At 70.9% G+C, this 13219-nt stretch carries 12 protein-coding genes; all 12 read left to right on the forward strand.

The window, feature by feature from the left end; translation table 11 throughout:
• Nucleotides 1-192 precede the first annotated feature (192 nt).
• The 12 genes from ACFPLC_RS35620 to ACFPLC_RS35675 all read left to right on the forward strand — a co-directional run bounded on the left by ACFPLC_RS35620 (nucleotide 193) and on the right by ACFPLC_RS35675 (nucleotide 13197).
• On the forward strand, nucleotides 193-1389 hold the full coding sequence (locus ACFPLC_RS35620; protein ID WP_378204310.1) for a Gfo/Idh/MocA family protein: 1197 nt from the start codon (nucleotides 193-195) through the stop codon (nucleotides 1387-1389).
• Between the two features lie 222 nt (nucleotides 1390-1611).
• Nucleotides 1612-2904 carry an ABC transporter substrate-binding protein gene (locus tag ACFPLC_RS35625; RefSeq protein ID WP_378204313.1) on the forward strand — a complete coding sequence of 431 codons (1293 nt, stop codon included), beginning with the start codon at nucleotides 1612-1614 and terminating at the stop codon, nucleotides 2902-2904.
• A gap of 3 nt (nucleotides 2905-2907) precedes the next feature.
• Nucleotides 2908-3882, forward strand: coding sequence for a carbohydrate ABC transporter permease (locus ACFPLC_RS35630; RefSeq protein ID WP_378204316.1), 975 nt, complete (start codon nucleotides 2908-2910; stop codon nucleotides 3880-3882).
• On the forward strand, nucleotides 3879-4724 hold the full coding sequence (locus ACFPLC_RS35635) for a carbohydrate ABC transporter permease (RefSeq protein WP_191309360.1): 846 nt from the start codon (nucleotides 3879-3881) through the stop codon (nucleotides 4722-4724). The genes ACFPLC_RS35630 and ACFPLC_RS35635 overlap by 4 nt, the downstream gene beginning before the upstream one ends.
• A gap of 5 nt (nucleotides 4725-4729) precedes the next feature.
• A complete protein-coding gene (locus ACFPLC_RS35640) occupies nucleotides 4730-5350 on the forward strand; it encodes a hypothetical protein (protein ID WP_378236038.1) in 621 nt (206 codons plus the stop codon).
• Complete coding sequence (locus ACFPLC_RS35645; RefSeq protein WP_378204324.1) at nucleotides 5347-6471, forward strand: Gfo/Idh/MocA family protein; 1125 nt, start codon at nucleotides 5347-5349, stop codon at nucleotides 6469-6471. Before ACFPLC_RS35640 ends, ACFPLC_RS35645 begins: the two co-directional genes overlap by 4 nt.
• 12 nt (nucleotides 6472-6483) lie before the next feature.
• Entirely contained in the window at nucleotides 6484-7710 is a 1227-nt protein-coding gene (locus tag ACFPLC_RS35650; protein WP_378236039.1) for a Gfo/Idh/MocA family protein, read from the forward strand.
• On the forward strand, nucleotides 7707-8642 hold the full coding sequence (locus tag ACFPLC_RS35655) for a DUF6807 domain-containing protein (RefSeq protein WP_378204330.1): 936 nt from the start codon (nucleotides 7707-7709) through the stop codon (nucleotides 8640-8642). Before ACFPLC_RS35650 ends, ACFPLC_RS35655 begins: the two co-directional genes overlap by 4 nt.
• A gap of 10 nt (nucleotides 8643-8652) precedes the next feature.
• Nucleotides 8653-9951 carry a pectate lyase family protein gene (locus tag ACFPLC_RS35660; protein WP_378204332.1) on the forward strand — a complete coding sequence of 433 codons (1299 nt, stop codon included), beginning with the start codon at nucleotides 8653-8655 and terminating at the stop codon, nucleotides 9949-9951.
• 211 nt (nucleotides 9952-10162) lie between these two features.
• On the forward strand, nucleotides 10163-10933 hold the full coding sequence (locus ACFPLC_RS35665) for a pectate lyase (protein ID WP_378204352.1): 771 nt from the start codon (nucleotides 10163-10165) through the stop codon (nucleotides 10931-10933).
• 65 nt (nucleotides 10934-10998) lie between these two features.
• Entirely contained in the window at nucleotides 10999-12021 is a 1023-nt protein-coding gene (locus ACFPLC_RS35670) for a pectinesterase family protein (protein WP_378204335.1), read from the forward strand.
• Nucleotides 12022-12204: 183 nt separating this feature from the next.
• On the forward strand, nucleotides 12205-13197 hold the full coding sequence (locus ACFPLC_RS35675; protein ID WP_378204337.1) for an arabinan endo-1,5-alpha-L-arabinosidase: 993 nt from the start codon (nucleotides 12205-12207) through the stop codon (nucleotides 13195-13197).
• Nucleotides 13198-13219 lie beyond the last annotated feature (22 nt).

Below are 13219 nucleotides of genomic sequence, written 5' to 3' on the forward strand. Positions count from 1 at the left end.
CCAGTAAGCGCTATCTCGAAACATAGAGGACCATTCGGAGCATTGCGCCTTCGACGATTTCGACACCGGTGTCCTGATGATTGACACGTTTGTCGCGCACACCCTACGGTGGCGACCGGAAGTTTCTCCCACCGCCTGACCCATTCGTCAGTTCCGCGCGGGCCGCCACCGGGCCCCGCCGATCGGAGATCCATGTCGGGGAGCCGGAGCCGCACCGTGGCGGACCCGCCGAGACTGGCGGTCGTCGGCACGTCCGGCTACGCGTTCAGCTACCTGCACCGCGCGCGGATCCTGCACGACGAAGGGCTGGTCCGGTTCGCCGGCATGGCCGACATCCGGCCCCCGTCGGCCGCCGCCGGCGCGCTGCTGCCGCCGGGCGGCACCGCGCATCCGAGTGTCCAGGACCTGCTCCGCCGCTGCCGCCCCGACATCACCGTCGTCGCGACACCACCGCACGCGCACGTCCAAACCGGCGCCGCGGTGCTGCGCGCGGGCAGCGACCTGCTGCTCGAGACCCCGCCGGTGCTCGACCTCGACGGCTTCACCACGCTGTCGCGGCTGGCGGCGGAGTCCGGAGCGGCCTGCCAGACCGGGTTCCAGAGCTTCGGCTCCCCGGTGCTGCCCGTCCTGCGGGCGGCGATCGCGGACGGCAAGCTCGGCGAAATCGTCGGCGTCGGCGCGGCCGGGGCGTGGATCCGCACCGATGCCTACTACCGCCGCAACCCGTGGGCCGGCCGCCGCTGGCTCGACGGCGAGGCCGTCGTCGACGGCGCCCTGACCAACCCGTTCTCCCACGCCGTGGCCACCGCGCTGCTGGTCGGCGGGGTCGCCGGGCGCGATCCGGCGGAGATCGCCCTCGAGCTCTACGGCACCCGCGACATCGAGGCCGACGACACCGCGTGCCTGCGGATCCGGTTCGGCGACGGGCCCGAAATCGTCGTCGCCGCCTCGCTGTGCGCCGAGCAGGACCACGAGCCCTACGTCGTGGTGCACGGCGAGCGCGGGCGCGCGAAGTTCTGGTACAAGAGCCACCGCCTCGAGATCGACGAGGAGCGGTGCCACCTCGGCGAACCGGCCGACCTGCTGCGCAACCTGATCGCCCACCACCTCGACCCGGACGGGGTGCCGCTGCTCGCGCCGCTGTCCGGGACCCGGGCCTTCGCCTCGGTGGTCGAGGCGGTGCGCGACGCGCCGTCGCCGTCGCGGATCCCGGCGGGCTGGATCCGCACGGTCGGCGAAGGGGCGAGCCGGCACCCGGTCGTGCGGGGGATCGGCGAGGAGGTCGCCGTCGCCGCGGACCGGCTCGCGCTGTTCTCGGAAATCGGCGTCCCGTGGGCGAACGCCGCGCGGCGGCGAACGGGCGGCGCGGCCGCCGAACGCACCGGCTAGCGGCCTGCCGGTGCTCATCGCGCTGACGGCCCGGCCATCGACCCGGTTCCGGTAAGCGCTTTCTCAACCTGCCCGCGTTCAGCCCGCTGAATGCTGAAAGTGTTGCTGCACAAGGGCTACTGTTCCGAATTGGCCGTTGACACCGGCGTGTCGCACTGCCTACCGTGAGCGCGCTGACAGCGTTTTCAGAAAAGTGCTGACACGCTGAGGACGGAGAGTTCGATGGGGCGGACAACTGAGCGCAGGACCAGAAGGCGGGGTGCCGCCGCGCTGGCCGTGGTGGTCCCGCTGCTGCTGACCGGGGTGGCCGCCTGCGGCTCGGACTCCGGTGGCGGCGGCGACGTGACCATCAATTTCGTGTGGTGGGGCAGCGAAGGGCGGGCGAACCTGACGAAGAAGGCCGTCGAGCTCTTCCAGCAGAAGAACCCGAACATCAAGGTGCAGACGTCGTTCTCGGCGTACGCGGCCTATTGGGAGAAGCTGGCGACGCAGACGGCCGGGGGCAAGCCACCGGACGTGCTCAACGTCGACAGCCGCTACCTGGCCGAGTACGGCGGCCGGAACGTCCTGGCCGACCTGAACTCCGGCGCGGGCAAGGCGATCTCCCTCGCCGACGTCAACCCGGAGCTGGCGGCCACCGGCGTCTACCAGGGCAAGCGGTACGCGGTGCCGTGGGCGCAGAACACGCCGGCGATGATCTACGACCCGGCGGCATACCTGGCGGCCGGTGCCGACCCGGCCAAGGGGATGACCTGGGACGCCTACGCCGAGGCGGCGCAGAAGGTCAGCTCGGCGGGCTCGGCGCGCGGGGTGACCGACTTCGGCATCCTCGACACGACCCTGGAGATCTGGCTGCGCCAGCAGGGCAAGCAGTTCTACACCCCCGAGGGCAAGCTCGGCTTCACCGCCGACGACCTGCGCCGCTATTGGCAGCTGGCGAGCAGGTTCCGCGACACGAAGGCCGCCTCGCCCGCCGACGTCACGGCGTCCTACAACACCTCGCCCGAGCAGGCGCCGCTGGGCAAGAAGCTGACCAGCTCGGAGTTCGCCTACGATAACCTGCTGCCGGCGTACCAGAAGGCCAACGGCAAGCCGCTGAACGTGGCGCCGTACCCGAGCGGCGCGAACGGCGACACCGGGCAGTACCGGCGGCCGTCGATGTTCCTCTCCGTGTCCGCGCGCAGCCAGCAGCAGGAGGCGGCGGCGAAGCTCGTGAACTTCCTGATCAACGACCCGGAGGTCGGCAAGATCGTCGGTACCGACCGCGGTCTCGCGCCGAACCTCAAGGTCCGCGCGCAGCTGGCGGCCGACGCGAAGGGCAACGACAAAACCCTCTACGACTACGAAGCCGCGCTCGAACCGAAGCTCGGCGCCGCGCCGCCGGTGCCGCCGAAGGGCGCCGGCGCGATCCAGAAGCTGCTCCAGCGCACGTACGAAGAGCTCGCCTTCGGCCGGATGAGCATCGACGACGCGGTCAACCGGTTCATGACCGAAGCCCAGAAGGGACTGTCGTAGCCGATGACGACCCTGCGCACGCCGGATCCGCCGGTCGCGCCCCCGGCGCCCGCCGCGCGCGGCCGCCGGGGCCGTCCGGCCGGGCGCCGCCGCAAGAGCCAGCCGGAGGCGTTCGCCTTCCTGACGCCGTGGCTGCTCGGCGCGGTGGCGCTGACCGTCGGCCCGATGGTGGTCTCGCTGTACCTGTCGTTCACCGACTACGACATGTTCACCTCGCCGAAGTGGGTCGGTTTCGGCAACTTCACCCACATGTTCACCGGCGACGACCGCTACCTGCAGTCGGTCAAGGTCACGCTGATCTACGTGCTGGTCTCGGTGCCGCTGAAGCTCACGGTGTCCCTGCTGGTGGCCATGCTGCTCAACACCCGCCGCGGAGCGAACGGCTTCTACCGGGCCGCGTTCTACGCGCCTTCGCTGCTCGGCGCGAGCGTCGCGGCGGCGCTGGTGTGGCGGGCGCTGTTCATGGGCGGCGGCCCGGTGAACGAGGTGCTGGCGTTCTTCGGCTGGCACACGCCGAGCTGGGTCGACGACCCGCAGTTCAGCCTCGCCTCGATCGTGCTGCTGGGGGTCTGGCAGTTCGGCGCGCCGATGGTGATCTTCCTGGCCGGGCTCAAGCAGATCCCGGCCGAGCTGCACGAGGCGGCGGCGATCGACGGCGCCGGGGCGTTCCGCCGGTTCCGGCACATCACGCTGCCCATGCTGTCGCCGGTGATCTTCTTCAACCTGGTGATGGAGGCGATCCACGCCTTCCAGGCGTTCACCCCGGCGTTCGTCATCGGCGGCGGCCGCGGCGGCCCGGCCGACGCGGACCTGTTCTACACGCTCTACCTGTTCGAGGTCGGCTTCCAGGACTTCCGGATGGGGTACGCGTCGGCGATGGCCTGGGTGCTGCTGGTGGTCATCGCGATCGTGACGGCGATCGTGTTCCGGACCGCGAAGCTGTGGGTGTTCTACGACGATGCGGGGGACCGGAAATGACGGTGCTGCCGCGGAGCGCCCGCTCGGTGGGCTGGCACGTGCTGTGCCTGGTCATCGTGGCCGTCGTGCTCTACCCGCTGGTGTGGCTGGCGTTCGCGTCGGTCAAGCCGCCGGACGAGATCCTCTCCCGGCTGGCGCTGCTGCCCACCCGGTTCGTCTTCGACGGCTACACGAAGGGCTGGGAAGGAGCGGCGGGCGTCGGGTTCGGCCGCTTCTTCTTGAACTCGTTCCTGGTGGCCGGGCTGTCGGTGGCGGCGAACGTGCTGTCGTGCTCGCTGGCCGCGTTCGCGTTCGCCCGGCTGAAGTTCCGGTTCCGCGGCGCGCTGTTCGCCTTCATGATCACGACGCTGATGCTGCCCTACCACGTCACGCTCATCCCGCAGTACGTCATCTTCCAGCAGGCGGGCTTGGTCAACACGTTCGTCCCGCTGATCCTGCCGAAGCTGCTGGCCACCGAGGCGTTCTTCGTGTTCCTGATCGTGCAGTTCATGCGGGGCATCCCGCGCGAGCTCGACGAAGCGGCGATCATCGACGGCTGTTCGGTGTACCGCACCTTCTGGCACGTGGTGCTGCCGCTGTCGAAACCGGCGCTGGTGACGACGTCGATCTTCACGTTCATCTGGACGTGGAACGACTTCTTCACGCAGATGGTGTACCTGAACGACACGGAGAAGTTCACCGTGCCATTGGGCCTGCGGTTGTTCGTCGACACCAGCAGCGAGTCGAATTTCGGCGCGATGTTCGCGATGTCCGCGCTCGCGCTGGTCCCGATCGTGCTGTTCTTCCTCGCCTTTCAGCGCCTGCTGGTCGAAGGCGTCAGCACCAGCGGCCTGAAGGGGTGACGGCGATGCGAACGCTGAAGCGATCGACAGGGTGGCGCACCGGGCTCGGCGACTTCTCGGACTGCCTGCTGGCAGGGCTGCTGGTCGCGCTCGCTTCGGTCCCGGTGGTGACGGCGGCCCCGGCGTTCGTGGCGGGCTGCCGGGTCCTGGACCGGTCCCGGCACGACGTCGGAGGTCCTCTGTGGACAAGATTCCGGGACGACTTCCGCGCGGCCGCGCGGGGCGGGGTGGCCTTCGGGCTGGGCTGCCTGGCGGCGGTGGTGCTGTTCGCGGTGGACCTGGAGGTGGTGGTCTCGATGCCGGGGTCGGGTGTGCTGAAGCCGACGTTGTGGGTGCTGGCCGTGGCGGGTGTGGTGGTCGCCGTGCGGACGTGCGAGCTGGTGGCCACCGGCGGCCCGGCCCGGCGCCGGGCCGGGCCGCGGGAAGCCGCAGCGGCCGGCGGTCCCGTTTGGCGCCGGGCGTTCGTCGCGGCGGCGCGGGAGACCGCCGCCGACCCCAAGAACGCCCTGCTCCTCGCGGCCGCGCTCGGCGTCGCGGTCCTGCTCGTCTGGATGCTGCCGATCCTGGCGCTCGTGGTGGCCGGGCCGCTCGCCCTGGCCGCGGTCGCGACCGGTGGCCGCCGATGACGCCGGACGTCGTCGTCTTCGGCATGGCCGGGTACGCGGGCCAGCACCTGCGCCGCGCCCGCGCCCTGCACGACCGCGGCGAACTCGTCCTCGCCGGGGCGTGCGACATCCGCGAGCCACCGGCGGAGGCCCGCGCGGTGCTGCCCGAAACCGCGGTGATCACCCGGGACGCGGCCGAGCTGCTCGCCCGCACCACCCCGGACATCGCGATCGTGGCCACCCCGCCGCACACCCACCTGTCCCTGGCGAAGCTCGCGCTCGCCGCCGGCTGCCACCTGCTCGTCGAGAAGCCACCGGTCCTCGACCTCGCGGCCTTCGGCGAACTCACCGAGCTGGCCCGCGACCGCGCCTGCCAGACCGGGTTCCAGAGCTTCGGCTCCGCCGCCGTCCCGTTGGTGCGAAGAGCCATCGCGCACGGCGAGATCGGCACGGTCACCGGCATCGCCGCCGCCGGAGCCTGGATCCGGCGGGATCGGTACTTCGCGCGCGCCGAGTGGGCCGGTCGTCGCCGGGTCGGCGGGCAACCCGTGGTCGACGGCGCACTTACCAACCCCTTCGCCCACGCTGTCGCGACCGCTCTGCTGGTCAACGGCACCGCCGAAGCGCTCCCGGAGCGGACCGCCGTCGAGCTGTACCGGGCCCGCGACATCGAGTCCGACGACACCGCCTGCGCCCGGCTGAGCTTCGCCGGGGCACCCGACGTCGTCGTCGCGGCCACCCTCGACGCCGAGGCCGACCACGACCCGTACGTGCTGGTCCACGGCACGGAAGGCCGGATCCGCTGGCACTACAAGACGGACCTGGTCACCGTCGACGGCGCCCGACGCGAGGTCGGGCCGCCGCGCGACCTGCTGGCCAACCTCGTCGCGCACGTCCGCGACGGCGAGCCGCTGCGGGCGCCGCTGGCCGCCACCCGCGCGTTCACCGCCCTGGTGGAGGCGGTCCGCGACGCCCCGGAGCCGCTGCCGCTGCCCACCGAGTGGGTGCGGGCCGTGGACAGCGGGCCCGACCGGCACTTCGTCGTGCCCGGCGTCGACCGGGACGTCGACACCGCGGCCGAGCGGCTCGCGCTCTTCTCCGAACTCGCCCTGCCCTGGACCGGCGCCGCCACGCGCGCCTGAACGAGAGAGGTGATGGCGGTGCGTCGCCACGCGATCGTCGGCCTGGGCTCCCGGGCCCAGCTATTCGCCAAGGCACTTTCCGCGTCGCCGCGAGCCGAGCTCGCGGCCTTCTGCGACCACAACGAGACCCGCATGCGGGTGCACAATCGCTGGCTCGGCACGGAGATCCCCGGCTACCGGCCGGAGGACTTCGCCGCCATGCTCGCGAAGGAACACATCGACGTCGTCGTGGTGTGCACCCCCGACCACACGCACGCCGAGTACGTCGTCGCCGCGCTCGAAGCCGGGTGCGACGTCGTCACGGAAAAGCCGATGACGACCGACGTCGAAGGCGCGCGGGCGATCCTCGCGGCCCGGCGGGAGACCGGCCGGTCGGTCCGGGTCGCCTTCAACTACCGGTACAACCCGGTCCACCGCCGAGTACGGGAGCTGCTGGCCGGCGGCGCGATCGGCGAGATCGGCTCGGTCGAGTTCAGCTGGCTGCTCGACACCGCACACGGCGCCGACTACTTCCGCCGCTGGCACCGGGACAAGGCCCACTCCGGCGGACTGCTCGTGCACAAGTCCGGCCACCACTTCGACCTCGTCAACTGGTGGCTCGGCACCGGCCCCGAGACGGTGTTCGCGCTCGGCCGGCTGTTCTTCTACGGCGACCGAGCCGGCCACCGCGCGGACGGTGACCGGTTCTCGCTGGACCTCGAAGCCTCGCCCAAGCTGCGCGCGCTCTACCACGACGCCGAGCGGGAAGACGGCTACGTCCGGAACCAGGACGTGTTCGCGCCCGGCGTCACCATCGAAGACGACCTGTCGGTGCTCGTGCGCCACCACGGCGGTGCGGTGCTGAACTACCACCTGCACGCGTACTCGCCGCGCGAGGGCTACCGCGTCGCGTTCTCCGGCAGCGGAGGGCGGCTCGAGCTGGACGTCCGGGAGAACGAGTACGCGTCGGGCGCCGAGCCGGTGGCGAAGCGGGCGCGTGCCCGGCTGACCGTGCAACGGCACTGGGAACCGCCGGAAACCGTGTTCGACGGGCTCCTCGGCGACGGGCACGGCGGTGGCGACGAGCGGATGCTCGCGGAGCTGCTCGGCGACGCCGAACCGGACGCGCTCGGCTGCGCGGCCGACCACGACGCCGGCCTGCAGGCCCTGCTCACCGGGCTGGCCGCGAACCGGTCCCTGGAAACCGGACGGCCGGTGCCGGTCGCGCAGCTGCTGGAGGAGATCGGGGAACCGGCGTGAGCCGGGCCGCCGTGGACACGCCGGAGGCGACCGAGGAGGCCGACGGCCGGGTGCGCGTGCGCCTCGGCGACGTCGTGCTGGCCGAGTACGTCGTCGAGCCGCCGACACCGGCCGGGGACTCGCCGAAGCCGTACCTGCACCCGCTGCGCACCACCGCGGGGGAGATCGTGACCGCGGTCCGGCCGCACGACCACACCTGGCACAACGGCCTCCAGTTCACCATGGCCCACCTCTCCGGCGAGAACTTCTGGGGCGGCCGCACCTACGTGCGCGGCCGCGGCTATACCCCGCTCGACAACAACGGCACGATCGGCCACGTCCGCTGGGAAGGCATCGACGACGCCGGCGGGCAGTGCGCGCTGCGGCACGAGCTGGCCTGGCGCACCGCGTCCGGTCGGCGCTGGCTCACCGAACACCGCACGCTGCGGTTCGGGGACGTCTCGCTGCGCGGCGGGCACTGGACGCTCACCTGGTCCAGCCGGCTGCGCAACACCAGCGGCCACGAGCTGCGGTGGGGGAGCCCGGTCACCGAAGGGCGGGACACCGCCGGCTACGGCGGGCTGTTCTGGCGCGGGCCGCGCTCGTTCGTCGGCGGCACGGTCCGGACGTCGGACGGGAAGTCCGCGGCCGACGCGATGGGCCACCGGGCGCCGTGGCTGGCCTTCACCGGGCAGCACGACGAAAGCCTGCGGACCTCGACGCTGCTGTTCGCCGACAGCCCGGGCAACGCGGCCCACCCGACGGCCTGGTACGTCCGGGCCGAGCCGTTCCCCGTGGTCAGCTTCGCCGCGACCTACCACTCGCCGTGGCTGCTCGAACCGGGCGAGGAGCTGACCCTGACCCACCACGTCGTCGTCATCGACGGCGCCCCGGACGCGGCGGGGCTCGCGCGGCACGCGGCGCGAGTGCTCGACGGACAGGACACCGACTAGAGGAGCCGACATGCGCTGGAAGGCTTTCGCGGGGTGCCTCGCCCTGCTCGGTTTGACGCTCACGGCAGCACCCGCCCAGGCCCACGGCCGCGACCCCGGCCGCGACCCCGGCCGGGTCGTCCTCGGGGCCCACGACGGCTGGGCCGCGGCGACCACCGGCACCACCGGCGGCTCGGCCGCCGCTCGCGAAGACATCCGCACGGTGACCAAGCGCTCCGAGCTCGCGGCCGCGCTGGCCGCGCACCCCGGTGCACCGAAAATCGTCTACGTCCGCGGCACCGTCGAAGGCAATGTGGACGCCGCCGACCGGCCCGTGAGCTGTGAAAGTTTCGCCGATCCCGCGTACAGCCTCCCGGCGTACCTGGCGGCGTACGACCCGGCGACCTGGGGGAGAGTGCCGCCGTCCGGACCGCTGGAAGAAGCCCGCGAGCGGTCGCAGGCCAACCAGGCGAAGCAGGTCGTCCTCGACGTCGGCCCCAACACGACGATCGTCGGCCTCGGGCGCGACGCCACGCTGCACGGGCTGACCCTGCGTGTCACCGGCGACAACGTGATCCTGAGGAACCTGCACTTCTCCGACGCCCACGACTGCTTCCCGCAGTGGGATCCCCTGGACACCGCCGACGGCAACTGGAACTCCGAGTACGACAACCTCGACCTGGTCGGGGCCACGCACGTCTGGGTGGACCACAACGAGTTCAGCGACGGCGGGAACGACCAGCAGCCCACGTACTACGGCCGCAAGTACGAGGTCCACGACGGGCTGCTCGACATCGTCAACGGCTCGGACCTGGTGACCGTGTCCTACAACCGGCTGCACGACCACGACAAGACCATGCTGATCGGCAACACCGACAAGCCTGCTTACGACGTCGGCAAGCTGCGCGTCACCTTGCACCACAACCTGTTCTCCGAGATCGGGCAGCGCGCGCCGCGGGTGCGGTACGGCCAGGTGCACGTCTACGACAACCTCTACTCGATCGAGGACCCGGCGGCCTACACGTACTCGCTCGGCGTCGGCGTCGAGTCCCGGATCTACGCGGAGAACAACTTCTTCCGCGTTCCGGCCACGCTGCCGCTGGGGCAGCTGGTGCACTACTGGAAGGGGACCGTGCTGCACGCGACCGGGACCCTGGTGGCCCAGGGCGGCCAGTGGCCGCGCGCGGTCGACCTGCTGGCCGAATACAACGCGGCCAACGACCCGGATCTGGGTGCCGACGTCGGCTGGAAGCCTGCCCTCGTCGAACGCCTCGACCCCGCGTGGGCGGTTCCGGCGCTGGTGCTCGCCGCGGCCGGGCCCGGTCGCTGAAACCTTCGACAGTTTCGGCGTTTTCTGAAAACGCACGCCGGCGGCGACCATCCGGGCGACATGCGCGGCGCTGCGGCGAACGACATTGACACTACCTGCCCGCAACCCGAAACTCAGGGTCGAGAAAGCGCTTTCACAACCCGGTCGGACGTTTTCCGTCAGCGCCGATTGAAGCTCAAGACCAGGGAGTGACGAAATGATTCCCCCAGCAATGTCCCGGATCGTCCGGGTGGCGGCGGTGGCCGCGCTCGTGGTTTCGGCGGCGGTCGGCACCGGCGCGACGGCGTCGGCCGCCTCCTGGCCGACGCCGAGCAGCAGCGTGCCGGTGGGCACGACGATCAAGGTCACCAGCGGCACCTACGACGGCGGGCTCAAGCGGTTCTACGGCACCGGCGACCTCGGCACCGGTGGCCAGGACGAGGACCAGGGCCCCCTCTTCCAGCTCGCCAACGGCACCACCCTGAAGAACGTCGTCCTGGGCAGCCCGGCCGCCGACGGCGTGCACTGCCTCGGCACCTGCACGCTGCTCAACGTCTGGTGGGAGGACGTCGGCGAGGACGCCGCGACCTTCAAGGGCACCTCCGCCTCCCAGACGATGACCATCGACGGCGGCGGCGCGCGCAAGGCGTCGGACAAGGTGTTCCAGCACAACGGGCCCGGCACCATGTACATCCGCAACTTCCAGGTCAACGACTTCGGCAAGCTGTACCGCTCCTGCGGCAACTGCAAGACGCAGTACAAGCGCAACGTCGTCGTGGACAACGTCACCGCGACCGTGCCCGGCAAGGCGCTGGCCGGCATCAACACCAACTACGGCGACACCGCGAAGCTGACGCGGATCACCATCGTCGGCGACTCCAGCCGCAAGATCGAGCCGTGCCAGAAGTACAAGGGCGTGACCAGCGGCGAGCCGACGAAGATCGGCAGCGGGCCGGACTCGACGAACTGCCTCTACACCGCGGCCAACATCACCTACCAGTAACCGACTCGCGCCGGGGGTACCGGCCGCCGTCCGGTGCCCCCGGCGCGTTCCACCGTGGAGGCGTCATGTTCAAGACCCTGCTCGTCGCGTCGGTGCTCGCCGGGGCCTCGCTGGCCGCTCCGCCCGCCGGGGCCGCGGCGGCCAACGTCGTCGTGGCCAAGGACGGATCCGGGAACTACACCACCGTGCAGGCCGGGATCAACGCGGTTTCGGCCGGCGGCACCATCTCGGTCAAACCCGGTACCTACCGCGAAGTCGTCTCGGTGCCGTCCGGCAAGACCGGGATCACCCTGCGCGGGACCACCGGGAAGGCCGCCGACGTCGTCATCGACTACGACAACGCCAGCGGGACGAAGAAACCCGACGGCTCGACGTACGGCACGTCCGGCAGCGCGACGGCCACGATCGCCGCGAACGGCTTCACCGCCACCGCGCTGACCTTCCGCAACTCCTTCGACCGCAATGCCCACCCGGAGATCAAGGACACCCAGGCGGTCGCGGTGAAGACCACCGGCGACAAGATGGTCTTCGACAACGTCACCTTCCTCGGCCACCAGGACACGCTGTACGCCGACACCGCGGCCGTCGGCACGATCGGCCGCCAGTACTACCGCAACTGCTCGATCAGCGGGGACGTCGACTTCCTTCTCGGCCGCGCGACCGCGGTGTTCGATCGGGCCACGATCACCGCGCTCGACCGCGGTTCCAGCAGCAACAACGGGTTCCTGACCGCGGCCAGCACCCGCCGGTCGAACCCGTACGGCTTCCTGATCGTCGGCAGCCGCGTGCTCAGCTCGGCGGCCAACGCGAGCTTCTACCTCGGGCGGCCGTGGCACCCGAGCGGGGACGTCGACGCCGTCGCCCAGGTCCTGATCCGCGAGACGTCGCTCCCGGCGGCGATCAAGCCGGCGCCGTGGACGGACATGTCCGGGTTCTCGTGGAAGGACGCGCGGTTCTCCGAGTACCGCAACACCGGACCGGGCGCGGGAACCGGAACCGACCGGCCGCAGCTGCCCGCCGCGCAGGCCGGGAACTACACCGCGCAGAAGTACCTCGCCGGTAGTGACGGGTGGAACCCCGTGCACTGACCCCGTCGTGAGTGGTAAGGCGGGTTCTAACCCGCCTTACCACTCACGACCGTCGCCGGGGCCGGTGCGGGGAAACCTCCGTCCGGCCCTTGACGCACCCGCCCGCGACCGCCGACCATGTGCCCGGCAGACCTTGTTAGCGTTAACAGCTTCCCGGATCAGCGCCGACCCCGAGGACACCCCATGAGCCTGCGCCGTCTCCCGGCCATCATTGCCGTCGCCGTCGCCGCCGCCCTGCTGAGCGCCCCCGCCGCGCAGGCCGCGACCTACCCCGACCCCGGTTACGTCACCGGGGACATCGAGGCGGTGCACGACCCGGCGATGATCCGCGCGGCGGACGGCAGCTACCTGCTCTACTCGACCGACCAGTACCTGCAGATCCGCCGCTCGACCGACCGGATCCACTTCACGAAGATCGGCTCGGTCTGGCCGAACGGCGCCCCGTGGACCGCGCCCTTCACCGACCCCGCCAAGCCGGAGTACCTGTGGGCGCCGGACATCTCGTTCCACAACGGCAAGTACTACCTGTACTACGCCGCATCGTCGCTGGGCTCCCGCAACTCGGCGATCTTCCTCGCCACCAGCCCGACCGGCCTGCCGGGCAGCTGGACGAACCAGGGCATCGTCATCCAGACGAGCACGAGCAACGACTACAACGCGATCGACCCCAACCTGTTCGTCGACTCCTCCGGCCGCTGGTGGCTGAGCTTCGGTTCGTGGTGGACCGGGATCAAGATGATCCGGCTCGACCCGGCCACCGGCAAGCGCAGCACCTCCGACACCGCGCTGCGCGGCATCGCCCAGCGCACGGGCAGCACCTCGGCGGAGGAAGCGCCCTTCATCATCCAGCACGGCAGCTACTTCTACCTGTTCGTCTCGTGGGATCTGTGCTGCCAGGGCACGAAGAGCACCTACCGCGTGATGGTCGGCCGCTCGACGTCGATCACCGGCCCGTACACCGACTCGGGCGGGGTCCGGATGACCGCCGGGGGCGGCACGCAGATCCTGGCGAGCCACGGCGCGGTCCACGGCCCCGGCCACGTGGCCGTCGTCCACGACTCCGACGCGGACGTGCTGGTCTACCACTACTACTACTCGGACGCGACGCCGCTCACGGGCAAGCTCGGCATCAACCTCATCGGCTACGACAGCGCCGGCTGGCCGTACGTGTACTGACTTCGGTATAACGATCTATACC

Source organism: Amycolatopsis plumensis (assembly GCF_042652605.1).
Lineage (GTDB): Bacteria > Actinomycetota > Actinomycetes > Mycobacteriales > Pseudonocardiaceae > Amycolatopsis > Amycolatopsis plumensis.